Source organism: Paenibacillus sp. cl123, assembly GCF_900101595.1.
Taxonomy (GTDB): domain Bacteria; phylum Bacillota; class Bacilli; order Paenibacillales; family NBRC-103111; genus Paenibacillus_G.
The window spans coordinates 86,497-111,815 of the sequence record NZ_FMYY01000010.1 but is presented as its reverse complement, the minus strand read 5'-3'; the positions used below and the strand labels follow the sequence as shown (position 1 = coordinate 111,815).

Below are 25,319 nucleotides of genomic sequence, written 5' to 3'. Positions count from 1 at the left end.
CAGTCCCAGAGCGAGCCGTTCGGGCTCTGGCAAAAGGTAACTGCTTAGGTCTCTCTTTCGAGAGAGACCCGGGTAGTTGCCGATGTTCCGCGTACAATTCGCCCGTGCTTGACCGCCTGTCGAGTGCGTTTATACGGTTTTTCGCACAACTCCTCTGCTTCTGACCGCCAGTCGGGCGCATTTATACGGTTTTTCGCACAACTCCTCTGCTTCTGACCCCCTGTCTGGCGCGTTTATACGGTTTTTCGCACAACTCCTCTGCTTCTACCCCCTGTCGGGCGCATTTATACGGTTTTTCGCACAACTCCTCTGCTTCTGACCGCCTATCGGGCGCGTTTATACGGTTTTCCGTACAATTCGCCTGCTTTTGACCGCCTGTCGGGCTCGTTTATACGGTTTTTCGCACAACTCCTCTGCTTCTGACCGCCTGTCGGGCTCGTTTATACGGTTTTTCGCACAACTCCTCTGCTTCTGACCGCCTGTCGGGCTCGTTTATACGGTTTTCCATTACTTTACTTCCTCCCCCTACTCAATGCCTCACTCAGCCCCTTCCCGCACACGCCCATCCATCCGCTCACTCTACCTCCCGTCCAGCTCCATTTCCTCAAAAGAGCTTTGCACAAAATGTATCCATGCCCGCGCCGCATGGGACAAATAGCTGTCGCGACGCCAGATCATCGCCAGATGCCACGGGATTCCCGGCTCGGCCAGCGGAATCTGGGTCACGTGAGCCGGGTCCAGCGAGTCGCAGATCGTCTCGGGCAGCAGCGCGACGCCAAGTCCGGCCGCCACCATCTCGCGGATAAAATCCCATTGGGAGCTTTCGTACATCACATTGGGGCGAAATCCTGCCCGCTCGCATTCCCCGATAATAATATCATGCAAAGCGAAATCCTCTCTAAACAAGATGAACGCCTCGTGCTCCAGCTCACGCAGCGCCGCCTGTTTCCGGCCCGCCAGCCTGTGCTTCGGATGTACAATAAGCTTAAGCTTTCGCCGGATGATCGAGTGAACCTCGAACTCCTCGTCATTAGCCGGCAGCACGATGACGCCCATATCCAGCGAGCCGGCTGCGACCTCCTTCTCGATCTTCCGCGCCCCGTCCTCCACCATCAGTATGGTCAGGCCCGGATAACGGTCCCGGAACCGGCTCATGACCCCGGCGAAGAAGCTGGAGCCGGCCATCGGCGGCAGACCGATCCGGATCGAGCCTTTGCTGAGGCCCGTCAAATCCTTCAGCGCCCGGTCCAGGTTATCGAAGGCTTGCACGATGCTCCGCCCTTGCTCGCAGATCAAAGCTCCCGCATCCGTCACCTCCACCCGCTTCCCGATGCGTACGAACAGATCGACGCCCAGCTCTTGCTCCAGGCTACGGATCATCTTGCTGAGCGTCGGCTGCGTAATATGCAGCGCCTCGGCCGCCTTGGTAAAACTACGCAAACGAGCTAGCTCAATCACATATTGCAGATCGCGGACTTCCATGCTACACCTCCTAACTATAGATAAATGGAATGAAAATCATGCGATAAATTCATTTTACCAATGATAAATTCGGTTGTATACTCCTGTTAAAAGGAGTGGATCGTGATGCTCGCATTTCTCAAAGGCGTGGCGCAGGTGTTGTTTTTCGTCCTGATCTCCAGCCTGATGAACGGACTGGCCGCCCTACTGAGGCTCCCCTTGCCCGGCAGCATTCTAGGCCTGCTGCTGGTGTTTCTCCTGCTCCAGCTCAAGCTGATCCGGCTGGAGTGGATCGATCTCGGGGCCAAATGGCTGCTGGCCGAGATGCTGCTGTTTTTCATTCCTCCAGCCGCCGGGATGCTGGAATATAAATCGCTGCTGTTGGTGAACGGTCCGCGCATGCTGCTCGTCGTTGTCTGCAGCACCGTCATTGTGATGAGCTGCACCGGCCTGTTCTCGGAGCATTTCGCCAAGATCAAAGAACGGAGGCCGTCCTGATGCTGCTCTATGCTATATGTCTGCTTGGAACGGTTGCCGTCTATTGGTCGGTCAAACGCCTGTACCGAATCTATCCAAGCCTGCTTTTGACTCCTCTGCTGCTTGCTCCGATTCTTATCGTAGCCGCCTTGCTCGGATCGGGGATTTCTTATGACACATATAAGACCGGCACCGCTTGGATCAGCGGTATGATCGGACCCGCCACCGTCGCTTTGGCCGTACCGCTGTACAAACATCTGCACGTGCTGAAAAAGCACGCCCGGGTCATCGGGATCAGCGTGCTGACCGGGGCTCTTCTTTCCGTGGTCACCTCCGTTTGGCTGGCGCAAACGCTGCAGCTAAGCGAGCAGCTGGTTGACAGCCTGGCTCCCCGGTCGGCCACTACTCCGGTCGCGCTCGCCGTATCCGGGATGAACGGAGGACTTCCCGCCGTCACCGCTCTGCTTGTCCTGCTGACCGGCTTGCTGGGCATGGTGCTTGGACCGCTGCTGATCCGCCTGCTCCGTATCCGTGGCGATATCGCCCGGGGGGTCATGCTGGGCACAAGCGCGCATACGGCCGGAACCGCCAAGGCGTTCGAATACGGCGAAGCGGCCGGGGCGATTTCCAGCATCGCGATGATTTTGACCGCTTTCGTCATTCTGTGCGCGGCTCCCTGGCTGCTCCATGGGCTGGGAGGCTAGGCAAACGCGAGCTATCCTGCTAAAGCGGAGCCTTTGTTCCGTTCCGGGGCGACGTCCTGATGTATAGACAGACAAGAGGTCGGTGGCGCGGAACGTTAACGGAACTCGCAGTCCCTTAAAGTCGCTTTTTTCATGAACTTGTCATTTTTCCGGAATTCAGCGACTTTTTGACGGGCAATACGAGCGAAATATGGACTATTAGCTCTCTAAGAGGCTCTGAATTCCGTTGCAAATTCAAACGGTTGATTTCATGCACTAAGGATTGCTGAGTTCCGGTAAACTCCGCCCCGCTGCAGACACCTTGCTTCTATGCCCGCTCCTCTGACGGGGTATGCGGCTATACGTTTTCGAAAAAAATTCCCCTTATGCTTTCGGTCTACTCCGAAAATTCGGACATGTACTGAACATAGCCCAAGCTCAGACTAGTCCCATTTTCATCACCTTTAGCGCCGCCCCGCGGCATTGATGTGGACATAGGATTTTCCTTACTCTCCAAAAAAAACACTGCGTCAACGAGCCCCCCCTTCTCCTCCCTGCTTGGAGAAAAGGATGCCGCACAATCGCAGTGTTTATTTCTTCAATGATTAAGGCTGACGCCCAGCTCGGCCGCCGCTTCCGCCGCGGCCCCGGACATCCTGGGGTAAGCCAGAGGCAGCTTGCGCAGCGCGTCCGTGATGATGCTTAAGACCAGATAGTCGCGAAACCAGCGGTTGTCCGAGGGCACGATATACCAAGGCGCCTGCTTGTCAGAGCAGTGGTTGAACACATCCTCGTAAGCCTGCTGGTACTCGTCCCAATATTTCCGCTCAGCCAGATCATTCGGATCGAACTTCCAGGCCTTGGCCGGATCTTCGAGCCGCTGGCGGATTTTCTGCATCTGGAACCCCTTGGAAATATGCAGAAACAGCTTTAGAACTACCGTATCGTGTCCGGCCAACAGCTCTTCGAAATGCCTGATCAATTCAAATCGCCGCTTCGCTTCCTTCTTATCGATCTGACCGTGTACCCGCGTAATGAGCACTTCCTCGTAATACGAACGGTTGAAAGCGGTGATGTAGCCGCGGGCCGGCGTCTGGCTATGCGTTCGCCACAAAAAGTCGTGAGCGGCCTCTTCCTCTGTCGGCTTCTTGAACGAAACAGCCCTGAAGCCTTGCGGGTTGATTCCGCTCAGCACCTTGCGGATCGTCCCGTCCTTCCCGCTGCAGTCCATGCCTTGAAATATGATCAGCAGCGAATACTGCTTCTGGGCGAACAACTGGCTTTGCAGCTCGCTCAGCTCCTCCTTCAGCTTGGAGGTATGCTCACGGACATCCTCTTTGCTTTTGATCAGGCAAGTATCGGTTGGACTGTAGTCGCTTAGCCGTTTTTCTTTGTCCGGTTTCCATAGATAGGACTTGATCATCTTGCTTCGCCTCCCTGGAGCTTGCCCTGCGGCAAGCTTATCTTTGGAGATTACCCAACAGCGGATAAGTTTAAACGCGCCGTGTCCTACTCCTCGGCAAACGGGGGTTTGTTCTGCCGATCTGAGGGAGCGGGCGGCATACGGACTGGGAAAGCCGACAGGCAGATCATGCCGTACGCTCGCTGAGTCAACCCACGTGCGGTCAAGCCTTAGGGCAGGCTCCCGCTTTCCGCCTGGCTTAGCGCCTTGAGCGTGCGCATCACGCCGCCAAGCGGGCCGCCGCCGAGTCCAAATGCTTCGTGGAGCAGCCGGTACTGCGTATACAGGCTGTCGAACGCTTGCCTGCTGCGCTCCTCCGGCACAAGCTCCTCCTCCCGAAGCCGTCCCATTGCTGTGACGGCCTCCGGCAGGCTGTCATAGCCGCCGGCCTCGGCCCCGGCTGCAGCTGCGCCGCAGATGGCTGCGCCCAGAGCGACCGGCTGGCTTGAAGCGGCCAGCTTGATCGGCTTGCCGGTCACATCGGAGAAGATGCGCATGAGCAGCTTGTTTTTCGGCGGAAGACCGCCGCAGGCATACAAGGCATCGATCGCAATGCCGGCCTCCTCGAAGCATTCGATGATGCGCCTGGTCCCGAAGGCCGCCGCTTCGAGCAACGCCCGGTAGATCTCCGCCTGAGTCGTATCCAGCCGCAGACCTACAAGCAGCCCCGACAGCCGTTCGTCCAGAATCGGCGACCGCCCCCCGTTCCACCAGTCCAGCGCGAGCAGCCCGGACTGGCCCGGCAGCAGCTTGGCCGCTTCGCGCTCCAGCCAGCCGTGGACGCTTATGCCCTCGGCCTCCGCTTGCCGGCCGGCTTCGCCGACGGCGATCCGCTCCACGAACCAGGCGAACATGTCCCCGACGGCAGGCTGTCCGGCCTCGTACCCGAACAGACCGGGGATGATCCCGTCCTCGACAACGCCATTTACGCCCGGGATCAGCTCCTCCCGGTCGCTCAGCGCCATATGGCACAGCGAGGTGCCCATCGCAAGGACCATGCTGCCGGGCTTGGTTACTCCGCAGCCCAACACGGCCGCATGGGCGTCGATAATCGCGGTTGCGACGGCCGTCCCCGGCGCAAGCCCGAGATCCGCCGCCAGCTGCGGCGTAAGTCCGCCTGCCCGGTGCCCGGCCGCGTCTACCCGGCCGGCCAGCTTGGTGGAATAAAGCCCCTCCAGCCGCGGGTCAAGCTGCTTCAGAAATTCGTCCGGCGGATAGCCCTCCGTCTTATGCCATATGCCCTTGTACCCGGCGCAGCAGCTGCTTCGGGACAACCCGCCGGACAGCTGCCAGACGATCCAGTCCGCCGCTTCCACGAAATAAGCGGCCTCCTCAAATACGGCCGGCGCCTCTTCGGCCGTCTCCAGCACCTTGGGCAGCAGCCACTCGGAGGAGATGGTGCCGCCGTAGCGGGCAAGGAAAACCTCGCCTCGCTCGCGGGCCACCGCATTCACCCGCTCCGCCTGCGGCGCTGCCGCATGATGCTTCCACAGCTTCACCCAGCTGTGGGGCTGATCGCGAAATTTCTCCAGCTTGCAGAGAGGCACTCCTTCAGCCGTTACCGGCAGCATGGTGCAGGCGGTAAAATCTACGCCGAGCCCGATCACCTCTTCCGGCTTCACGCCCGCCTTCCGCATAACGGCCGGAATGGAGGTGCGCAGCACCTCCAAATAATCGTCCGGATGCTGCAGCGCCCAATCGGCCGGCAGGCTTATGCCCGTACCGGGCAGCTTCCGCGAGATGACGCCGTGCGCATAAGGGGTCACATGCGCCGCGATCTCCTCGCCGTCCGCAGCATTCACCAGCAGCGCCCGGCCGCTCTCCGTGCCGTAATCTACGCCGATCACATAGCGGTTGCGTTGATGCTGAATCATCGATTATTTCCTCCCTCTCTTCCGATCACCCGTACAAAGGCCCAAATTGCGCGCAGGCGCGGTAGTCCGCTCCTTCGGGATCAGCCGTCCCGAATTGGCTCCAGGCGCTCGGCCGGAAAATTTGCTCCTCCGGCACATTGTGCATACTGACCGGGATGCGAAGCATGGACGCAAGCGTGATCAAGCTGGAGCCGATATGTCCGTAGCTGAGCGCGCAATGATTCGAGCCCCAGGCGTTCATCACCGAATATACGTCGCGGAACGGGCCGCCGCCTGTGAGGTTAGGGACGAACCAGGTCGTCGGCCAGGTCGGATTCGTTCTTTGATCCAGTATATCATGCATGTCCTGGGGCAGCTCAACCGTATATCCTTCCGCCAGTTGGAGGACAGGACCGAGTCTCTGCACAATATTGATGCGCGCCATCGTAACAGGCATCCCGTCGGCCGTCTGGTAATCGGTGGAAAAGCCGCCGCCGCGGAAGAAGTCTACCGCCGGGCACCAGGCCGTTGCTTCCAGGCACTCCTTGACTTCCTGCTCCGTAATGTCCCAGAACGGCTTCATCGCCGGCTTGCCTTCGCGCTTCTGACGACCCGTGCCGTCCAGAGCGGCGGGTCCGGAGTTGGTCAGATGGATGACGCCATGCTGCGCCTTGCCCGTCAGCTCTTGGCCCGTCACCCGCTTAACCGCCTCCGGACTCCAATAAGTCCGCACATCCGCGAATAACTGAGCGGCATCAGTCAGCAGATGGCCCAGCAGCATCGTTGCGGCGTTCAGCGTGTCGTTCTCCGTTGAGAGAATAAACGGCTCGCGGATTCCGTTCCAGTCGAACGAAGAGGTTAGTATCGCTTCCATGAAATCTCCGTTCGGGAAATGATCCGTCCACATCCGCTGCCCCTGGAAGCCCGCCGCGATCGCATTGCGCCCCAGCGCTTCCTCGCCATAGCCCATTTCCGCCAGCTTGGGGTTGCCGATCATCAAGTCCTTCGCAATCAACGTCATTTTCACGACGGTTTCCCAATCCTTGGCCTTCTCCTCGTCCGTCCGCTTCAGCGCTTCCGGATTCACGTCTTGGCCAAGCTTGCAATGCTCCCGGGTCCATTCCAGCGCCCGCTCATACTCGTCCTGATCGTAAATTCCGCGCTCCATCCGCCTGATGAACTCAGTCATATCGACATATTCATTGCGCATGCCCAGATAGCCGCCGAAGAAAGCTTCGTCCGCGATGCAGCCCGCGATTCCCATCGACACAGAACCCATGGACAAGTACGATTTTCCACGAATCGTCGCGACCGCAAGCCCCGCCTTGGCGAACTGCAGCAGCTTCGTCCGGACGTCCTCCGGTATGCCGGCATCGCCCATGTCCTGGACATCCCGGCCATAGATGCTGAATACCGGCAGCCCCTTCTGATTATGGGCCGAATTGGCCGCGGCCAAATAAACCGCTCCCGGACGCTCCGTGCCGTTGAACCCCCAGATCGCCTTGGGCCAATGAGGCGTCGTATCGATCGTCTCCAGCGGATAACACCACGAAGGCGTGACGGTGATGGACACGCCTACTCCCGCCCGCTCGAACTTGGCTGCCGCCTGGGCGGCCTCCGCCGTTCCTCCGATGCATGTATCGGCGATAACGCATTCCACGGGCAGGCCGTTGGCATGCTTCAATTCAGCGCTGAGCAGCTCCGAGACGGTCTGGGCCATCTGCATCGTCACGCCCTCCAGCGATTCGCGGATGCCTCCCCTGCGACCGTCGATAACAGGGCGTATGCCTATTTTCGGCATATCGCCGACCAGCCGGTTGATACCTTGTGCCATTCCAATCATTCCTTCCTTAAAATGATAAGATCAGTGCTCGTTTTTATGGTAACGTTAACACATAGTTCAGTTTGTGTTAACGTTTACACATCGAATAAAAAAACGCGCTATGAGAATTTCTCAAATCGCGGAACAAACAATCGTTTCTCTCGGCCGGTCGCATCCTGCTCCAGCCGTTTGAATATAATCTCGGTCAAAGCTTCGCCGATCTGCTCAGGCTGCTGTACGATGACAGACAGCTTGTTGGCGAATAAAGCAGCCGCATCCAGCTGTCCGAACGACACGACCTCAAGCGCGTCGAGTCGCAACCCTCTTTCTCTCAGCCCGCAATAGAAGCCGTAGGTCATCTCGTTGTTCGCGGAGAAAATCGCCTCCGGCGGCTGCTGCATGCTCATGAAATAATCGCATGCCCGCATGCCCGAGGCCCGCGAATAATCGCCGGTATACACCCATTCCTCAGCCAGGCTTCTTCCTGACCGCTCATAGGCGTTCCGCACGCCCCGCAGCCGCTCGCCGGCCGTGCTAATAGTCGAAGGCCCGCCGATAATGCCGATCCGCTCGCCGTATTTGCCGAGCAGATAAGCTGCCCCTTCCTCAGCGGCCGACACATTGTCTTCGACCACCTGATCGGCATGCACGCCGGGAATGATGCGGTCCAGCAAAATTACCGTCAGCCCCGATTGCATAAGCAGCTGCAGCAGCTCTCCGTTATGCCCGGTTCCTGCCAGGATCAAGGCTTCGATTCTCATGCCTTGCAGCAGCCGGATCGCCTCCAGCTCCTTCTGCGAGTCTTCCGCCGAATCCATGTAAATCAGATGATAGCCGCGCTCCAGCAGCCGCTGCTGCGCTTGACGGCTTACCGACATGAAGTAGGGATTCGTCATATCCGGCAAGATCATCCCGACCGTACGCGTCCGCTCCTGCTTCAAGCTGCGCGCCAGCGCATTCGGCTGATAGTTAAGCTCGGCCATCACCCGCTCCACCTGCATCCGCACCGTTTCGCTGACATACCCGTTGCGGTTCATCACGCGCGAGACCGTAGCCGTAGATACGCCCGCTGCGGCCGCCACATCCTTGATCGTTATCGAGCCCATAAGTACTCCTCAATCTATAAAAACTAATAGTATAACGTTTACATATCCAAAATACCACAGCCTGCCGGAATACTCAATTCTTTTTAAAATTCCCTCGCCTGCCTGTTAGGGAGCGCAGCTGGAGTATATTGCTCTGCTAAGGCTTAACTCAGAGTCTCCCTCACAAGAGGCCCTTCAAGCAATAGCCGAAAAATCGTACAATATGCGCCAGATTGGCGATTAATATAAAGGATTTATACGAAAAAACGTACACTTGGGCCCTGCTGACGGCCAAAAACAGGAAATTTGTGCGAAAAATCGTATAGATACGTTCTACAGACGGTCAAAAGGGTGAAATGTACACGGAAAATCGTATAAGCGCGTCTAGTTGCTGAATACGCGCAGCCTAGTCCCTCTTTGATGAGACTTGTGCCGACGAAGAACTCGGCGTTCCGGCATACCCTGACGGCTTCACCGCTTCTCTTTGCCGCGAGCTCTCTTGCGAGATTTTCTGCTGTCTTTGTTCTTCATGCGAACGCATCGGTTTCCTCTCTCTTTCCGGTTCAGCCCTTCCGGTTTCTGACGTCCCATACTCCCGCACTATGGCCTCTGCTGACTCCTGTAGGTTCAGCGCGGCTTCTTTGCCGCGGTTACGAAATGATTTCGTGTGTCCCACAGCCTCCCCAGATAAGAACGTTATCTTTCTGCCCCCGACCACCCAAGTCTACAGAATTGGCCCTTGGCGGCTTTGGATTTCGTCATGTATGGGTGACTCATTCGGCTAATCCTGCCTCAAATTGGGTTCGTGTACCTTGGCCCGTGCATTTGCCTCCGGCTTCCTTCGGATTCCACCTCGCGGTGGACACCCTTGCCCTTGGCTATGGTAGGCGCTCGCCAGCCCCCTTTTGGGACTTTCACCCTAGAGATGACGCCCATGCTGGGCGTACCACGACCAAAAGCCGCCTGCAAACTCGCAGACGGCTCTTTCAGTCTTCAGCTCGCTTATCGCTTGCCCGAATCGAACACTTCCCCCGCAGCTTTAGGCGCCTGAGACGACTTCGAGAAGACGATCAGCGCGATCAAGGTCACCGCATAAGGGAATACCTTCAAAATAAACGGCGGGATGACCGCTAGCGAAGGAATCACCTGGGATACATTCGCCAGCGTGCTGGCAAAGCCGAAAAACAGCGTCGCCGCGAGCACGCCGAGCGGCCTCCACTGGCCGAAGATCAGCGCGGCCAGCGCGAGGAAGCCGAGACCGGCTACATTGCCGGTAAATTCGCCGGCGATGGTTACCATCAGGATGCCGCCGCCCAGCGCGGCGAACGCCCCTGAGATCATGACGCCGATATACCGCATCTTGCGCACGTTCACCCCGGCGGCCTCTGCCGCTTGCGGGTATTCTCCGCAGGCGCGAAGCCGCAGCCCGAACGCCGTCTTTTTCAGCGCAAACCCGCTTAATAGCACGACAGCCAGGATGATCCAGGTGGTCAGATAGGTTTTCGTAAAAAACAGCGGTCCGAGCACTGGTATATCCATCAGCCAAGGCACATCGATCGGCGGCAGACCGTTCTGGATGCGAATGTTGCCGCTGCCTGTCATATTCCGGGCCAGGAACACGGTGAGCGCGCCTGCGATCATGTTGATGGCCGTACCGCTGATAACCTGATTGGCGCTCAGATTGATGCTCGCGAAGGCATGAAGCAGCGAGAACAAGATGCCGGCCAGCACCGCCGCCAGCAAGCCGAACCAGGCGACATGCGGATTATGCGGGTAGACCTCGTTAAGCTTGACGATGACGAACGCAGTGACAAAGGATCCCACGACCATGAGGCCCTCAAGGCCGATATTGACGATCCCGCTTCGTTCGCTGAACAGGCCGCCCAGCGCCGTGATCAGGAGGGGAATTGTAAACATGATCGCATAGGGGAAAATTTGCTGAATCGTTGTCCACATGCGGCTACTCTCCCTTCCCTTTGGCTGCGGCCGCCGCGGCGGGCTTCCGCTCCCTGGCGATAAACCAGCGGATCAGCCGGTCCATCAGCACGCTGGTTGCCGCAAAGTAAATAATAATCGCGATAATCGAATCCGCAATCTCCGGCGGAATCTCCGTCATCGCGTTCATAAAGCCGCGGCCCGAATACAGCAGTCCGAAGAACAGCGCGGCCAGCATGACGCCTACCGGAGCGTTCGCGCCCAGCAGAGCGACGGCGATTCCGTCGTAGCCTTGCGACGGCAGCTGCCCGATCTGGATGCTCGAAGCATTGCCCGCATAATGCGCCACGCCTGCGAGACCGGCCAAACCGCCGGCGATAACCATCGACAGCACGACGCTGCGGTTGACCGCAATCCCGGCATATTCGGCTGCGTGTTTATTAAAGCCGACCGCCTTCAATTCGTAGCCCAGCGTCGTCTTATTGATAATGAAGGCAATGACGATCACGGTGATTACGGCCAGAAATAAGCCGAGATTCACATAAGAGCCGCCGAACATCTCCGACAGCACCGGTACGCGGAGCGTGGCCGCCTCAGGCAGCGTTTTCGACTCCGTTTCCAGAAATTCTGCCTTCAGGTAGGCCGGAACCGCATAATACACAGTCCAATAAGCGATCCAGTTCATCATGATTGTGGATACGACCTCATGGACGTTATATTTGGCCTTCAGCAGCCCCGGAATCCAAGCCCACAGCATCCCGCCGATCATGCCCGCGATCACCATAAGCAGTAGCAGCAGCGGTCTGGCCACGTCGAGATTCAAACCGACAGCCGTCGCGCAAAGGCCGCCGAACAGCATTTGACCGGCTGCTCCGATATTGAACAGCCCCGTCCGGAACGCAAACGCCACCGACAGCCCCGTAAAGATCAGCGGCGTCCCCGTAGCCAGCGTATTGCCGAAGCGCTCCAGATTTTTCAAGCCGCCTTCAAACAGAAATTTATAGCCTAGCATCGGATTATGGCCCGTCGCCAGCATCAGCACGGCGCCGGCCAGCAAGCCGAACACAACGGCCATCAGCGATATGGCGGTATTTCTCATGCCGTCTCCCCCCGTTTAACGCCAGCCATCATCAGGCCCATTTCATTTTCATTCGTTTCCTCCGCAAGCACGGTGTCCACCAGCTCGCCGTTGTTCACTACCGCCACCCGGTCGGAAACGTTCAAAATTTCATCCAGCTCAAGGGAGATGAGCAGCACGGCATTGCCTTTGTCCCGATGCTCGATCAGCCGCTTGTGAATGTACTCGATCGAGCCCACATCGAGTCCCCGGGTCGGCTGAACGGCAATCAGCAGCGTAGGATTCAGCTCGATCTCCCGCCCGATGATCGCCTTCTGCTGGTTCCCCCCGGAGAGCGAACGGGTGACGGAGGCGGCTCCTTGACCGGAGCGCACATCGTAGCCCGACAGGATCGACTCCGTATAGGACCGGATCTTCGATTTGTTCAAGATGCCGTTCTTCGAGAACGGCTCCCGGTTATAAATTTCCAGCACCATATTTTCTTCCAGCGTGTAATCAAGCACAAGACCGCGCTTCTGCCGATCCTCGGGAATATGTCCGATACCGCTTTCAATGCGCTTTCGGATCGATAGCTCCGCTATGCTCGCACCCTTGAATTCGATCAAGCCCGACTCGATCCTGCGCAGCCCGGTGATCGCTTCGACCAGTTCGGACTGTCCGTTCCCGTCCACGCCGGCGATGCCGACGATTTCGCCGGCCCGCACCTCCAGCGAGAAGGACTTGAGGCCCGGCACGTTTTTGGCCTTGTTCACGGTCAGACGATCGACTTTCAACACGACCTCTCCGGGCCTGGCCGGCGCCTTGTCCACCTTGAAGGTCACCTTCCGGCCGACCATCATCTCCGCCATCGTCTGCTCGCTCGTCGTCGCCACATCGACCGTGCCGATCGTCTTGCCCCGGCGGATGACTGTGCAGCGGTGAGCGGCCGCCTTGATTTCCTTCAGCTTGTGCGTGATGATAATGATGGATTTGCCTTCGGCGATCAGGCTGCGCATGATGTGGACCAGCTCTTGAATCTCCTGGGGAGTGAGGACAGCCGTAGGCTCGTCCAGGATAAGCACCTCGGCGTCGCGGTACAGCATCTTCAGAATTTCCACCCGCTGCTGCATCCCTACCGAAATATCTTCAATCTTGGCATAGGGATCTACATTAAGCCCGTAACGCTTGGACAGCTCCTCGATGCGCTTCGCCGCGGAAGCCAAGTCCAGCACAAGCCCCCTGCGCAGCTCGTTGCCAAGTATAATATTCTCCGTTACCGTAAAGTTGCTGACCAGCTTGAAATGCTGGTGGACCATCCCGATTCCCAGCTTGCCCGCTACATTCGGATTGGCGATCTTCGTTTCTTGCCCGCCAACCTTGATCACTCCGAGGTCAGGCTGGTACATGCCGAAGAGGATGCTCATCAGGGTCGATTTGCCCGCCCCGTTCTCACCGAGGAGGGCATGGATCTCGCCCTTTTTCAATTGAAGGGTAATATCGTCATTGGCTACGATTCCCGTAAATTCCTTGCGGATACCGAGCATTTCGACCACATATTCCATCGTTGCTACTCCTTCCCGGCTCTAGTTCAACTCCCCGAATCCATGGCTGGCGATGTTTTCCCTGCCCGCGGACAGATCCGGTCGAGGAAAAAAAGAGACGGTTTGTCCCGTCTCTTCGGTTGATTCACTGACTTTTGCGCAGCTATCGGATTATTTGATCAAGTCGCCTTTTTCGCCGGCAACTTTGATTTCGCCGCTTTTCAGCTTGGCGGCAAGATCCTTCACCTTGGCAACCGTATCGTCGCTCAGGTTCGGGTTTTTCTCAGGAATGCCTACGCCGTCGTTTTTCGCATCGAAGGTAAGCGTTTTGCCGCCAGGGAACTGGCCGTCCTTCTCTGCTTTGACCATGTCATACGCCGCATGGTCGATTTTCTTCATCGCGGACGTCAGGATGATCGACTTGCCGTCTTTGTATACGCCGTCTGCGAACTGATCGACGTCAACGCCGACAATCCATGCGGTTTTCCCGGCATTCGCGCGCGTTTTGGCTTCGTTGATCGCTCCTACGCCGACGCCGCCGGCCGCCGTGAACACGACTTTGACGCCTTTGTCGAACATTTGTGCCGCCAGCTGCGAGCCGGCCGCCACGTTATCGAAGCTGCCTTGGTAGATGACGTTCTCAGGCTTTATCGTCAGCTTCGTGCCCAGCTTCTCGTTGGCATATTTGACGCCTTGCTGGAAGCCCCAGTTGAACTTCTGAACCGCAGGAATTTCCATCCCTCCGATGAAGCCCGCTTCGCCTTCCTTCAGCTGCAGAGCCGTTGCCGCTCCCGCGAGGAAGCCAGACTCATGCTCGGCGAAGAAAATCGCGACCGTATTTTCCTTAACAACCGGCTTGTTGTCGCCGGCATGCGGAGCGCCGTCCAGAATGATGAACTTCGCGTCCTTGTATTTGTCTTGCGCTTTAAACACAGCCGTTTCGAACTTGAAGCCAGGCGTTGCGATAAATTTGAATCCGGCATCGTACAGATTGCCGATTTCCTTCAGATAGTCCGCTTCCGTAGTTCCTGCAGGCTTCAAATATTTGGTCGTCAGGCTGAACTCCTTGCCGGCCTTCTGAAGTCCTTCCCAAGTGCCTTGGTTAAACGATTTGTCGTCGATTGTACCCGCGTCGGTCACCATGCCCACTTGAAACTTCGCACCCGCAGCCGGAGCGGTCGACCCGCCTGCCGCCGGCTCCTTGGCGGCGTTATTGCTGCCGCATCCGACAACTGCCGACATCATGGCACTTACGATGGCTAATGAGATTATTCCTTTTTTCATGCGCTCTTACCCCTTTTTTCTTCATAATATTTGCAGCTTTTGCTCTCTTGCAGCTGTTGGCCCTGGTGCACCTTTATAAATTTACTCCAAAACCGTGAGCTTGTACAACCCCTGTCAACCGGATATTTTGAACATTGTTCAAAAGCCGCAGGGCACTCCGCCAATTGGAGCGGCTACATTAAATTAAATATAAGTGGAACCGCAAATTTTGTAAATAATTAGTTCCTTTGTTTCACACACTCTTCTTTTCTTACCCCTTGAAGCACAGTTGTTAAACTCAGGAAAGATCAACGGCGCTCCCAAGAGGACCCATGAGCCGCTCAAAAGCTTGAGTGAACTCCCTGCAAAGGTATTGTTCTCCATTTGCGCATTTTTTACACAGCAAACACGCCTTCCCCCAAAAATCAGGAAAGGCGTGCCTAACATAAAGCCTGTTATGAGCGGGAGGAGGCATCAACCATCCTCCCCGTCTTTTTCCGCGGACTGTGTTAGTGGGAAGCTCTCATCCGCTGGAAGATGATATAAGAGCCGTCTGCCGAGGCTGTGGACTTGCGCCCCTTGCCCCAGCCGAGATTTTCCCGGTAGCTGCCGAGCAGACCACGATCGATCAGCTCGCTTTCATCGACCCGGGTTTGTTCATCCGCCAGCGGAGCCACATACAGCGCATCGGTGGGGCAATACAGCTCGCACATGAAGCAGCTCTGGCAGTCGGATTGCCTCGCGATGACCGGGATGCCGTCTGTGGTGCGCTCGAATACATTGGTCGGGCAAACCGACACGCATTGATTGCAGCTGATGCAGCGTTCCTTGCTTAATAGCTCGATCATAGGTTAACCACCTCCGCTTCTTGGATGCCGCCCGCGCCGTCCTGCCGTCCCGGTTGTCCCTGCTGCCCTAAAGGCTTCGCCCAAGGCTGCTCCAGTCCCCCGCTCACGATGCGGTAATGCTGACTGGCATCCTGCGCCGGGAAATCCTCCCGACGGTGCATGCCCCGCGTTTCCCTGCGCTCCAGCCCGCTGGCGAACATCCACCTGGCGGTCGCCGTCATCGCCGCCGCCTCGCGGATGCGAACGACATTGCCGTCGCTTGCGCCGAGCCCCTGCTTGACCTCCCGCCACACCCGTTCGAGCCGGTTCAGCCCCTGCTGCAGCCCGGCGCCGCTGCGGAACCAGTTCCGGTCGTAAGGAAACACCTCGTTCTGCACGGCCTTGACGATCTCATGGGCATCGGATTTGCCTGCTGCCGGAGACGGCCCTGTCGGCACACCGCTCGCTTCCGACAGCCCCTTAGCCCCGCGCCCCGCCGCCTGCGCCCCTTGCTTGAGCGCATAGCCGGCAGCGCCTTCCCCGGCCCAATAGCCCGAAGACATGGCCCAAGCCGCATTGTGGCTGCCTCCGCCGGTAAAGCCGCCGCAGATCAGCTCCCTTGTTGCCGCATCGCCTGCCGCGTACAGACCCGGCACCTTCGTAGCGCAGCTCTCATCGACGATGTGAATGCCGCCCGTACCGCGGACCGTACCTTCGTATCGCAGCGTCACGGGAAATTTCTGAGTAAACGGGTCTATGCCGAGGCGATCAAACGACAAGAAGAAGTTAGGCTGCGCCTGGCGCATCGCCTTCTTGACGACGTCATCCGCCTTGTCGAGGCGGGCGTAGACCGGCTCCTTCAGCAGCGTGCGGGCAATAACGGAACGACCACGCTGGGAGCCCGCGCCCTCAATCACCCGGCCGTCCTCATAGTAGAAGGTCGCCCACACATAAAACGCCGACTTGGTCACGGGCGAGAAAGCAGGAGCCAGCGAATAGGCCGTCGAAAATTCCATGCCCGAAAAATCCGCTCCCGCTTCCGCGGCGAGCAAATATCCGTCCCCCGTCAGCACATTGGTCCCGAGCGCCTTGCTCAGAAAGGCGCAGCCGCCGGTTGCGATGACAACTGCCGCCGCCTCGACCTTCCACGTCGCTTTTGTTTGACTGTTGACGCCAGCCGCTCCGGCTACGCCATGCTGATCAGCCAGCAGCTCCAGCGCCGGACTGTGATCGAGGATGCGAACGCCCGCCCTCTGCACCTTTTTCCGCATCAGCTTCATATATTCGGGCCCCTGAACGCTCCGGCGGTGAGGCTGTCCCGTCTCGTCTACGGGGAACGGATATCCCCACGCAGCGAGGCTGTTGATGTTGGCATACGTCCGGTCCAGCACGCGCTTCATCCAGCCCCGGTCGGCCAAATACCCGCCGAGCCCTTCCCTGCTCGCCATCGCTTCCTCCCGGGCCTGCTCATCGGGCTTCACATACCAGACGCCCGTCCCCGACGGTGCCGTCGCGCCGCTTGTTCCGCAGTAACCTTTGTCGACCAGCACAACCTTGGCTCCCCGCCCGGCTGCCGTCAGCGCCGCCCAAGCGCCCGCCGGACCTCCGCCGATAATCAGCACATCCGCCTGTAAATGTATGTCGGTTGGACTCATCTCATTATGCCTCCTTCATTAATATCCGAATGTCCGCTGAAAACAAAAAGACTTCCGCTCTCCTGCGCACGCGCAAAAGATGGAAGTCTCCTTTGAAAAGGTCGACCTATACTACAACTATTCATAGTAAAATACTTGGATAAAATGAATTCTAGCATCGATCCGGTCTGCCGTCAAGGCTTAACCGTCCCGGCCCGTGCGGGCAGCAGCAGCGACAGCCATAGGATCAGCCCCCCGATAACCGCGCAGGCGACAGCCAATCCGTGCAGCTTGTCTGTCGTAATGCCATGACCGAATACGGCGCCGAGCAGACTCGAGGACAAAATCGTCCCCATGAAACGGCTTGTCATAAACAAGCCCGAGGCAATCCCGGTCTCCGCCTTCGCAACGGAAGCGAACAAGGCCGTCTGCAAACCTAGATTATGGAAGCCTGAGCTGATGCCGAGTACGGCAAGCACAAGGAATATCCAGGCGGACGGACTGTCGTCCTGCAGCGTAAGCAGCAGCAGCGTGCCCGTCAGCACGATGAGCGAGCCCATGATGAGCGGAATCTTCGAGCCGGCCCGGTCGATCCAGCGGCCTACCAGCGGCGTCACGAACACGCCGAAGCCGGATATGGCGAGCATCAGCAGCCCGACATGCTGGGAATCGAACTCCCTGACCTGCTGCAGATAGGACGGGATGCCGAACATCACGGAATAAAACACAATATTTACAAGGATAAATTGAATGTAGACCCGGGTCACCTGACGATTGCCCGCCAAAAACCGCACGTCGACAAACGGAAAACGCCGCCTGGCCTCGAACGCATAAAAGCCTGCGCTAAGCGCCAAGCCTGCACCCAGCAGCCAGAAGTTGACCCCTGTTTGGATGGAAAGGAAGAAAAACAGCCATACGACAATCAATACGACGAAAAAAACGATACCCCAGCCATCCAGCGCGCCGGGGGCTGGCTTTTGGGCAGCTCCATCCTTAGGCATCACGCGTACGGCCAGCATGAAAGAAATCAGAATGACTGGGAAATTGATCAGGAACAACGCAGGCCAGTCGCTGTAATGCAGCAAAATTCCGCCCAAGGAAGGCCCGAAGGCTGCCGAGGTGGAGCCGAATATCGACATGATGCCCAGCGTTCGGGCCAGATTCGTCGTCACGACTTGGCGGATGATGCCCATGCCTGACGGATATAAAGCAGATGTGCCGATCGCCTGAATGACGCGGAACGCCATCAGCCACCCGACGCTTGTCGAGAACGGAGCCAGCATGGAGGATACGGTGACAAGCGCCAAGCCCGTCAGGAAAAGCCGCTTGCGGCCGAACAAATCACCCAGCTTGCCCATGACGGGCTGGGCAACGGCGCTGGCGACATAGTAGGTCGCGATCAGCCAGGAGATCGCGCTGTAATCGACCGCGAACTGCTCCTGCAGTCTGGAGAAAGCGACCGCGATCATAGACGTATTGAGCGGATTCAGCATCGTGCCCAGCGCGATAGCCGTGATCAGCCAGAAGCGTCCCTTTGAAGCCATTGGTGCTGTTGTGGCAGTCATGGTTCGTAATCAGCCCCCTGATTGCTTGCATTTGCAACTATTTAGAGGCTTCGGCACTCCTCAAGCAGTGCGAGGAGCCGAATGACCTCTGTTTGTGACAGGCAAGTTATTGCTATTAAGCTAGCACGGCCCCGTTCTTTTTGTCAATGGAGCAAAGGAGGCGGGCGGACATGACTCCTACTCTGCTCGTCTGGGCAAGCAGGCCTTGGCGGGATTCGCAGCCTGCTCGCCCGGGAGCAAGCCTTGTCAAACATGTCCCCCGTCGTCCAGAACACGCCTTTGCCCCTTAATAAGAACGAACGGTCTCCATGGAGCGCATCTTTCTGAGCAGCATCCAGCTCATATACGCGCCGATCAGCGCGAGTAAACCTATAAACATAAAGCCAAGCTCCAGACCAAGCACTTGCCCGCGCTCTTGGCCCAGCCAGGCGGACGCCCAATCCTTGAATGCGGTCGTCAATCCGCCAACGGCCACATTGCCTCCCATGCTCCCGATCGCCCAGACGACAATAATAAAATTAACGGCGCCGTCCGTATTGCCCGGATAAAGCTTGGTCACACAGGCCATAACGGTCGGATAAAGCGGGGCAACGCCCAGGCCGGCCAGAACGAACAGCACAAAGAAAGAGGAGCCGAGAGCGGCCCCGGCGATACAGCATAGGCCGCACAACGCCGAAAACAGCATCATCGATTTCGCATATCCCATCCTTTCGATCAGCGGACTCAGCGCCAGACGGCTGATCATAAACACGAAGAAAAACGCGGCGAGCAGGCCGGCCGCCGAGCCGGAGGACCATCCATAGGCTTTCTCCATCAAATTGACGAGCCAGCCGGCAATGGACAGTTCAACGATTACGCTAAATGTGATGATGCCGGCCAGCAGCCACAAAATCGGATCGCGCAGATGCTCCCTGAACGACAGCCGAGCCACCGCTTCATGTCTGATTTGCTTGGGGAAGGACGATATTGCGACCAATAATATGGGCACAATGCCGAGACCCAGCATAATCGCATACATCCCCTGCCAGGTCATCGCTTCGCCGCCAACCGGCCAGCCGATAAGCTGCGCCGCACCGAGAGGGCCCAGGGTGGAGCCCATTCCAAAGCTGAAGTGGCACAAGCCCATCATGAAGACGGTATTTTGCTGAAACATCCGCGCCGCTATAATGGAAAGCACAATTTCGAGCAGACCGTTTCCGAAATACATAACAAAGTAGGAGGCTGAAAATTGCCCGTACCGGGCTGAACCGAATATGAGCAGACCGGCTAACGTCATCACGATCAGCGCTATAAGCAGGACAGCCTTGACTTCGATTTTTTGAATCAGCAAATTGGCTAACATGCAGGCCAGCAGAAAGCCGAGCGCATTGATGCTGAGCAGATAACCTACCTGAAGCTCGTTGATGCCATAATCCGCTTGAATATAAGGCAGAGCGGGGCCTTTGATATTTTCCGAAATCCCGAAAAAAACAAAGGTCAGCAATAAGGCCGTGACCGATAACGGTCTTGTCTTCTCCGTATTTAGCACAAGACTACATCCTTTTCTCAATTAATTGCAACCCGTAAGAAAGCCTCTCGAGCGTTATCGAAATCAGCCCGTTCCTGTAATCCTCGTGCATATCCGCCCTCCATACGAGTTTCGGCATATGCTCCGCCGGGATCGCTTTCAGACAGGCGCTGTGCAGCGCGCCGAGCTGCTCCGGCCCGAACAGCTCGCCTGTCAACGCAATCGTCTCCGGGTTAATGATAGCGATCAGGGAACGCAGCATTTTGACGGCGAGCGGCATGAAGTGCCGGCTGCTGTTAAGCTGAACGAGCAGCTCTTCCTGGGGCAGATCATACGGCAGAAACGCAACCTCTCCGGCGAAGTTCGTATTTCCTTTCAGGATATGCCCGTCAACCATGATGCCCGCGCCGGGCAAATTGTCCTTTAGGCATGTAACGAAAGCTATAGTTTTGTGATCCTCATACTGCTGGTTCCGATAGAAGCCGTATACCGCCGCGTTCATATCGTTCTCTATGGCAAATTCGAGTCCGTATTTGTCGCTGAGACGTGGACCCAGCGGCACATGAACGAGCTCCCGGAAATCGCACACCCCGATGACGCCCCGGCGTACGACACCGGGAATGCCGATACCGACGGCTTTAATCCGGGCATAGCGGTCGATCAGCCCGGCGACAGCTTCGTCGATCACCTCGTACGTCACCGATGCATGCTCGGCAGTGCTCTCCTCCACAACCTCGCCCATACTGTCGGCTACCGCGTAAGTCAACCAGTTGCGGCCTCCCTCCATCTTTACATACAAGCAGGCGATATAGGAAAAATTCGTATTGTACACGAACCGCCTCGCCGGGCGGCCGCCGTTCGGCTTCTCCGGCTCCGCCTCCTCCACTTCACCCGTGGCAACCAGCTCGTTAAGAATGTTGCCGCAGGTCGCCACACTGAGCCCGGTCACCTTGGCGATCGCCGATATCGTCCCCGCCCCTTCCGGCAGCGACTTGAGCGTAGTTTTCACCAGCTCTGTATTAATCTGCTTTACCCGAATGGAATTGTTAGCCATCTGAGTCAAATTGCGTTCACTCCCGCCACTTTTAATACCTATTATTAAAAGTTTTTTAATAAATATAAACTCTACTCCTGCCGCGGCCGTTCGTCAACCGTTTCTTCGGCAGCTTGTTCTTGCCCTGCTAAACGGACCGCAAAACGGGGGCCTTGCTTCGCATGGCGCGTCTCTTTCTTGACGCTGTCCTAACGCACAGACGACGAGAAGCGGATGGCGGCCCGGAGCTCTTGCGGAACCCGCTGTTCCTTTACGAAACTCAGCGACTTTTACGCCGCTTTTCGCGCGACGTTGCCATTCTTACGGAACTCGGCAACTCCTTGACGGGCAAAATCAGCAGAAAGTGGACCGGTTAGCTTGCTAAGGAGCGCTCACTTCTGAGATAAAAAAACTTCAGTCTCTCCGCAAAGAGACTGAAGTTGGTCAAGTTAACCTGCGCAGCGATGCGCTATTACTTCTATTACTTGCGCAGCGCCTCTTGCTCCGCCTTGTATATTGCTGTCGCCTGTTCGATCCACTTGCTGCCGCCCTCGGCCAAATACTTCGTCTTGAAGTCATTGTACAAGGCGTCGATATTTCCGTTCGAGGTGATCGCGAGGGTCCGGAATTCCTTCTCCATATCGGACAAAATCGTGCCGCGCTCCTTCTGTATAGCCGGCAGGTCGAAGATATAGGTGTCCTTGATCGCGTGATCCAAGACCATCTGCCGGGCCTTGCGCGTAATGTCGTTAAACAGCTGGTCGCGGAGGCCGCCGATGCGGTACATGATGACGGAATACATATACCCGCCCGCATCCCGCAGCTTCACCGCATCGTCATACGGCGGAATCCACTCAAACTTTTTGTCCGCGGTCCACTTGTGATGCATGCCTTCAAGTCCGGCCCAGGTCAGCTTGGAGCCGTCCTCGCTGACCAAATAATCGAGCGCCTTCATCGCGGCCTCCGGATTTTGGGCGGAGCTCGAAATAACCGTGAAGCTGCTGCTGTCCTCCAGCACCGGCTTCAAGTGACCGCCAACGCCGTTCGGTCCCTTGATCACCGCGTAGACGAATTGCGGCTTCGGATTTTCCACATAGCGGCTAAGCCAATTCTGCGTCGTCCCGTCCGCGTTGAAATTATATGCCCCGACCTTGCCGTTCCACAGCTTCTCGAACGATTGCAGCGTCGGCACGGTGGCGAACTCCGGATCGATCAGCCCCTGCTTATACAGGCTGTTCAAAAACTTCACCGCATCGAGGTAGCCGGGCGCCAGCATCCAGGGGATAACCTTGCCATCCACCGTCACCTGCCGGTTCAGAGGCACGCCGTACGCGGCAAAAATATGCTCCCAGGTCTGGCTCACCTCGATCGCCACGCCAAGACCGATCGTGTCCTTCAGGCCGTTGCCGTCGGGATCGTTATTGACGAAGGCGCGCAGCACCTTCTCATATTCCTCCAGCGTCGTCGGCACCTGAAGCCCCAGCTTATCCAGCCAGTCCTTGCGGATCGCCAGGGCGTTGCCGCTGAACCAGCCGTCGGGCAGCCCGTACGTCTTGCCGTCTATATAGGCAGGCCCTTTCAGAAACTTGCCTTTGTTGTCCAGCATATGTTGTCCATGGGATTTCAGCAGATCGTCCAGCGGCATGATCACTTTATTATCGACCAGCTCCTTCAGCTTCGCCTTGGGCACCTTGAAAATATCCGGCGCTTTGCGGCTGACGATCAGCGTGTTCAGACGATTTTCGTAATCGGCCGTCACCACGGATTCAACCTGCACATCGACGCCCGAACGCTTGCGGATCTCCTGGATAACCGGGTTGTCATCGGGAAAATTGGTCGCCCTGTCCATCAAAATGGTGACCTTCTGGGCTTTCGCGCTTCCGGCATCGCCCTGCCCGCTCCCGCCCCCGCTCTCCGAACCGGTACTGGTGCATGCTCCGGCAAGAAGCAGGCATAAGCTTGCGGCACTCCATTTATACATCCTATTTTTGTTCATAGGCAACCTCCCCATATTTGGCCCTTTTCTGCATGATACGATTCCTAAATTCCGGCTTGCCGGCTTATCAGCCCTTGACCGATCCGATCAAAACTCCCTTAACATAATACTTCTGCAGGAACGGGTAAATCAGCAGCATAGGCAGCATCGAAGCGACGATGGTGGCCATCTTCACCGATTCCTCCGAGATGTTTGCCATCGTTGCGCTGTCTTCAAACCCCCTGGACGATTCCATCGCGCTGAAGTTCAGCATACTGCGCAGGAATACCGGCAGCACCTCCTTGCTTTGCGTATGAATATAAATAACGGCGTCGAAATACGCATTCCAGTGAAACACGCCGTAAAATAACGAGATGGCCGCAATCACCGGCAGCGACACCGGCAAAATAATGAAAAACAGCGTGCGTACCGGCGTGGCTCCGTCCATGCTGGCCGATTCCTCCAGCTCCGGCGGCAGGGTTTGAAAATAATTTTTCATGATGAAGAAATTCCATGCGCTAATGGCGGAAGGAACGATCAGCGCCCACAAGGAATCCACAAGCCCCAGGCTGTTCACGAGCAGATAGGTAGGAATCATCCCTCCGCTGAACAGCATCGTGAAGAAAATCATCAGCGTTAGCGGCGTTCGCCACAGAAAGCGGCGGATGGACAGCGGATAAGCCAGCATCGCCGTCAGAATGACATTGATGAACGTGCCGACAAACAGCCGGAACAGCGAGTTCGAGTAGGCTTGGAAAATACCCGAGTTTTGAAACATCATCGCGTAGGAATCGAGCGCAAACCCCTTGGGAAGCAGAAACAATCCGCCTCCCATCGCCCGCTGCGGGTCGCTGAGGGAATACATCAGCACATGCCAGAACGGGTACAACGTTACGAAGGTTGCCGCAATCAGCAACCCGTTCAACACCCATTGACCCGGATGAAGCCGCTTGCTTATAGACATCTGTTTCACCTCCTAGATCAAGCCGCTGTCTTTATCGATTTTTTTGGCCAAGTAATTCGTCAACAGAACAAGGACCAGGCCGACGGTCGATTTGAACACGCCGGAGGCGGTAGCCAGATCGTACTTGGCCTCTTCGAACGCAAGCTTATACAAATACGTATCAAGAATTTCGCTGACCTCGTACACGATGGGATTATACAGCGCATAAACCTGCTCCAGACCTGCATTCAGAAAACTGCCGACATTGAAGATAAGCAGAATAACGATCGTCGTTCGCAGCCCGGGAAGCGTAATATGCCAGATCTGCCGCCATTTTCTCGCGCCGTCGACCTTCGCCGCCTCGTACAGATGAGGATCGATCGTCACGATGGTCGCCAAGTAGAGCACGGTGCCGAAGCCCGTCTCCTTCCAGACGCTCGATACGATCAGCAAGCCGCGGAAATATTCCTGGCTGCCCATCAGGTTGACGACCGGCCCCTCATAGCCGAACAGCGCAGCCAGCTCCTTCACAACGCCTGTGGAGGGCGACAGAATCGCGTACAGAATACCTCCAATGACGATCCAGGAGACGAAATGCGGCAGGTAGACGCTGGTTTGCACAATTTTCTTGAACCGGATACTCCGCACCTCATTAATCATCAGCGCCAAAATGATCGGCGCGGGAAACACGAACAGAAGCTGGTAACAGTTGATGATGATCGTATTGCGCAGCGCCCGCCGGAAGCCCGACATCTCGAACAGCGTTCTGAAGTTATCGAAGCCGACCCAGTCGCTGGCGAAGATGCCTTGATAAATATTGTAGTGCTTGAACGCGATCACAATCCCGTACATCGGCCCGTAATGAAAGACAAGGAAAAACAATAACCCCGGCAATGCCATCAGGTATAGCCACTTATCCTTCCGCAGCAGCTCGGCCGTTCGTCGCATCGGACTTGTTTGCAATGGCGACACTCCCCCTCGTTCCGTCAAAAATCGTTTATTTAACCGCTTTCATCCCGGCGAACCCATATAGACTGGCGCTTGGCTTCAGGCGGCTTCTGGCTTTTACTATATCCGCTGCCCCCGCAGGGAAACAACCTCCATGATTCCCCCACCCTACATGATTCTCACGGCTAAAAAAAGCCCCGGAACCGGCGCCCGTCACGCCGTTAAAGGCATCACCGCCTGTCCCTGGG

The 25,319-nt window shown here is 57.0% G+C and carries 19 protein-coding genes; 2 read left to right on the top strand and 17 right to left on the bottom strand.

Annotated features, from left to right (window positions below; translation table 11 throughout):
* Window positions 1–579 precede the first annotated feature (579 nt).
* Window positions 580–1,482: a LysR family transcriptional regulator gene (locus BLR08_RS17355; protein ID WP_072333171.1), complete on the bottom strand. Its 903-nt coding sequence runs from the start codon at window positions 1,480–1,482 to the stop codon at window positions 580–582.
* A gap of 105 nt (window positions 1,483–1,587) precedes the next feature.
* Here BLR08_RS17355 and BLR08_RS17350 point away from each other — a divergent pair, with 105 nt between their 5' ends.
* Both BLR08_RS17350 and BLR08_RS17345 read left to right on the top strand, forming a co-directional pair.
* On the top strand, window positions 1,588–1,959 hold the full coding sequence (locus BLR08_RS17350; RefSeq protein ID WP_072333174.1) for a CidA/LrgA family holin-like protein: 372 nt from the start codon (window positions 1,588–1,590) through the stop codon (window positions 1,957–1,959).
* Complete coding sequence (locus tag BLR08_RS17345) at window positions 1,959–2,642, top strand: LrgB family protein (RefSeq protein WP_072333177.1); 684 nt, start codon at window positions 1,959–1,961, stop codon at window positions 2,640–2,642. The genes BLR08_RS17350 and BLR08_RS17345 overlap by 1 nt, the downstream gene beginning before the upstream one ends.
* Window positions 2,643–3,219: 577 nt before the next feature.
* Here the strand turns inward: BLR08_RS17345 and BLR08_RS17340 are convergent.
* The 16 genes from BLR08_RS17340 to BLR08_RS17255 form a co-directional block, all read right to left on the bottom strand.
* A complete protein-coding gene (locus BLR08_RS17340; RefSeq protein ID WP_072333180.1) occupies window positions 3,220–4,044 on the bottom strand; it encodes a PPK2 family polyphosphate kinase in 825 nt (274 codons plus the stop codon).
* A 209-nt stretch (window positions 4,045–4,253) separates the two neighbouring features.
* On the bottom strand, window positions 4,254–5,957 hold the full coding sequence (locus BLR08_RS17335; RefSeq protein ID WP_072333183.1) for a ribulokinase: 1,704 nt from the start codon (window positions 5,955–5,957) through the stop codon (window positions 4,254–4,256).
* A 25-nt stretch (window positions 5,958–5,982) separates the two neighbouring features.
* Window positions 5,983–7,770, bottom strand: a complete 1,788-nt coding sequence (locus BLR08_RS17330) for an L-fucose isomerase (protein WP_072333187.1) — start codon at window positions 7,768–7,770, stop codon at window positions 5,983–5,985.
* A gap of 107 nt (window positions 7,771–7,877) precedes the next feature.
* Window positions 7,878–8,864 (bottom strand): LacI family DNA-binding transcriptional regulator, encoded by a 987-nt coding sequence (locus tag BLR08_RS17325; protein WP_072333190.1) that lies wholly within the window; start codon window positions 8,862–8,864, stop codon window positions 7,878–7,880.
* Between the two features lie 981 nt (window positions 8,865–9,845).
* On the bottom strand, window positions 9,846–10,799 hold the full coding sequence (locus BLR08_RS17315) for an ABC transporter permease (protein WP_072333196.1): 954 nt from the start codon (window positions 10,797–10,799) through the stop codon (window positions 9,846–9,848).
* Between the two features lie 4 nt (window positions 10,800–10,803).
* The gene (locus tag BLR08_RS17310) at window positions 10,804–11,877 is read right to left on the bottom strand and encodes an ABC transporter permease (RefSeq protein ID WP_072333199.1); all 1,074 of its coding nucleotides are present in this window, start codon (window positions 11,875–11,877) and stop codon (window positions 10,804–10,806) included.
* Window positions 11,874–13,397 (bottom strand): ABC transporter ATP-binding protein, encoded by a 1,524-nt coding sequence (locus BLR08_RS17305; RefSeq protein ID WP_072333202.1) that lies wholly within the window; start codon window positions 13,395–13,397, stop codon window positions 11,874–11,876. Before BLR08_RS17305 ends, BLR08_RS17310 begins: the two co-directional genes overlap by 4 nt.
* 150 nt (window positions 13,398–13,547) lie before the next feature.
* A complete protein-coding gene (locus tag BLR08_RS17300) occupies window positions 13,548–14,660 on the bottom strand; it encodes a BMP family lipoprotein (RefSeq protein ID WP_072333205.1) in 1,113 nt (370 codons plus the stop codon).
* 488 nt (window positions 14,661–15,148) lie between these two features.
* Window positions 15,149–15,487 carry a 4Fe-4S dicluster domain-containing protein gene (locus BLR08_RS17295; protein ID WP_072333208.1) on the bottom strand — a complete coding sequence of 113 codons (339 nt, stop codon included), beginning with the start codon at window positions 15,485–15,487 and terminating at the stop codon, window positions 15,149–15,151.
* Window positions 15,484–17,121: an FAD-dependent oxidoreductase gene (locus BLR08_RS17290; protein WP_072333213.1), complete on the bottom strand. Its 1,638-nt coding sequence runs from the start codon at window positions 17,119–17,121 to the stop codon at window positions 15,484–15,486. Before BLR08_RS17290 ends, BLR08_RS17295 begins: the two co-directional genes overlap by 4 nt.
* Window positions 17,122–17,294: 173 nt before the next feature.
* Window positions 17,295–18,665 (bottom strand): MFS transporter, encoded by a 1,371-nt coding sequence (locus tag BLR08_RS17285; protein WP_083537333.1) that lies wholly within the window; start codon window positions 18,663–18,665, stop codon window positions 17,295–17,297.
* A gap of 286 nt (window positions 18,666–18,951) precedes the next feature.
* Window positions 18,952–20,193 carry an MFS transporter gene (locus BLR08_RS17280; protein ID WP_072333219.1) on the bottom strand — a complete coding sequence of 414 codons (1,242 nt, stop codon included), beginning with the start codon at window positions 20,191–20,193 and terminating at the stop codon, window positions 18,952–18,954.
* Between the two features lie 4 nt (window positions 20,194–20,197).
* Window positions 20,198–21,226: an ROK family protein gene (locus BLR08_RS17275; protein ID WP_083537347.1), complete on the bottom strand. Its 1,029-nt coding sequence runs from the start codon at window positions 21,224–21,226 to the stop codon at window positions 20,198–20,200.
* A 460-nt stretch (window positions 21,227–21,686) separates the two neighbouring features.
* A complete protein-coding gene (locus tag BLR08_RS17265) occupies window positions 21,687–23,201 on the bottom strand; it encodes an extracellular solute-binding protein (RefSeq protein ID WP_072333225.1) in 1,515 nt (504 codons plus the stop codon).
* A gap of 67 nt (window positions 23,202–23,268) precedes the next feature.
* The gene (locus BLR08_RS17260; RefSeq protein WP_072333228.1) at window positions 23,269–24,144 is read right to left on the bottom strand and encodes a carbohydrate ABC transporter permease; all 876 of its coding nucleotides are present in this window, start codon (window positions 24,142–24,144) and stop codon (window positions 23,269–23,271) included.
* Between the two features lie 12 nt (window positions 24,145–24,156).
* Entirely contained in the window at window positions 24,157–25,086 is a 930-nt protein-coding gene (locus BLR08_RS17255; protein WP_218131582.1) for an ABC transporter permease, read from the bottom strand.
* Window positions 25,087–25,319: the final 233 nt, after the last annotated feature.

What these genes read in the sequence shown, in the direction of transcription:
- BLR08_RS17355 (WP_072333171.1), bottom strand. Translation starts at nt 1,482, where the DNA reads ATGGAAGTCCGCGATCTGCAATATGTGATTGAGCTAGCTCGTTTGCGT.
- BLR08_RS17350 (WP_072333174.1), top strand. Translation starts at nt 1,588, where the DNA reads ATGCTCGCATTTCTCAAAGGCGTGGCGCAGGTGTTGTTTTTCGTCCTG.
- BLR08_RS17345 (WP_072333177.1), top strand. Translation starts at nt 1,959, where the DNA reads ATGCTGCTCTATGCTATATGTCTGCTTGGAACGGTTGCCGTCTATTGG.
- BLR08_RS17340 (WP_072333180.1), bottom strand. Translation starts at nt 4,044, where the DNA reads ATGATCAAGTCCTATCTATGGAAACCGGACAAAGAAAAACGGCTAAGC.
- BLR08_RS17335 (WP_072333183.1), bottom strand. Translation starts at nt 5,957, where the DNA reads ATGATTCAGCATCAACGCAACCGCTATGTGATCGGCGTAGATTACGGC.
- BLR08_RS17330 (WP_072333187.1), bottom strand. Translation starts at nt 7,770, where the DNA reads ATGGCACAAGGTATCAACCGGCTGGTCGGCGATATGCCGAAAATAGGC.
- BLR08_RS17325 (WP_072333190.1), bottom strand. Translation starts at nt 8,864, where the DNA reads ATGGGCTCGATAACGATCAAGGATGTGGCGGCCGCAGCGGGCGTATCT.
- BLR08_RS17315 (WP_072333196.1), bottom strand. Translation starts at nt 10,799, where the DNA reads ATGTGGACAACGATTCAGCAAATTTTCCCCTATGCGATCATGTTTACA.
- BLR08_RS17310 (WP_072333199.1), bottom strand. Translation starts at nt 11,877, where the DNA reads ATGAGAAATACCGCCATATCGCTGATGGCCGTTGTGTTCGGCTTGCTG.
- BLR08_RS17305 (WP_072333202.1), bottom strand. Translation starts at nt 13,397, where the DNA reads ATGGAATATGTGGTCGAAATGCTCGGTATCCGCAAGGAATTTACGGGA.
- BLR08_RS17300 (WP_072333205.1), bottom strand. Translation starts at nt 14,660, where the DNA reads ATGAAAAAAGGAATAATCTCATTAGCCATCGTAAGTGCCATGATGTCG.
- BLR08_RS17295 (WP_072333208.1), bottom strand. Translation starts at nt 15,487, where the DNA reads ATGATCGAGCTATTAAGCAAGGAACGCTGCATCAGCTGCAATCAATGC.
- BLR08_RS17290 (WP_072333213.1), bottom strand. Translation starts at nt 17,121, where the DNA reads ATGAGTCCAACCGACATACATTTACAGGCGGATGTGCTGATTATCGGC.
- BLR08_RS17285 (WP_083537333.1), bottom strand. Translation starts at nt 18,665, where the DNA reads ATGACTGCCACAACAGCACCAATGGCTTCAAAGGGACGCTTCTGGCTG.
- BLR08_RS17275 (WP_083537347.1), bottom strand. Translation starts at nt 21,226, where the DNA reads ATGGCTAACAATTCCATTCGGGTAAAGCAGATTAATACAGAGCTGGTG.
- BLR08_RS17265 (WP_072333225.1), bottom strand. Translation starts at nt 23,201, where the DNA reads ATGAACAAAAATAGGATGTATAAATGGAGTGCCGCAAGCTTATGCCTG.
- BLR08_RS17260 (WP_072333228.1), bottom strand. Translation starts at nt 24,144, where the DNA reads ATGTCTATAAGCAAGCGGCTTCATCCGGGTCAATGGGTGTTGAACGGG.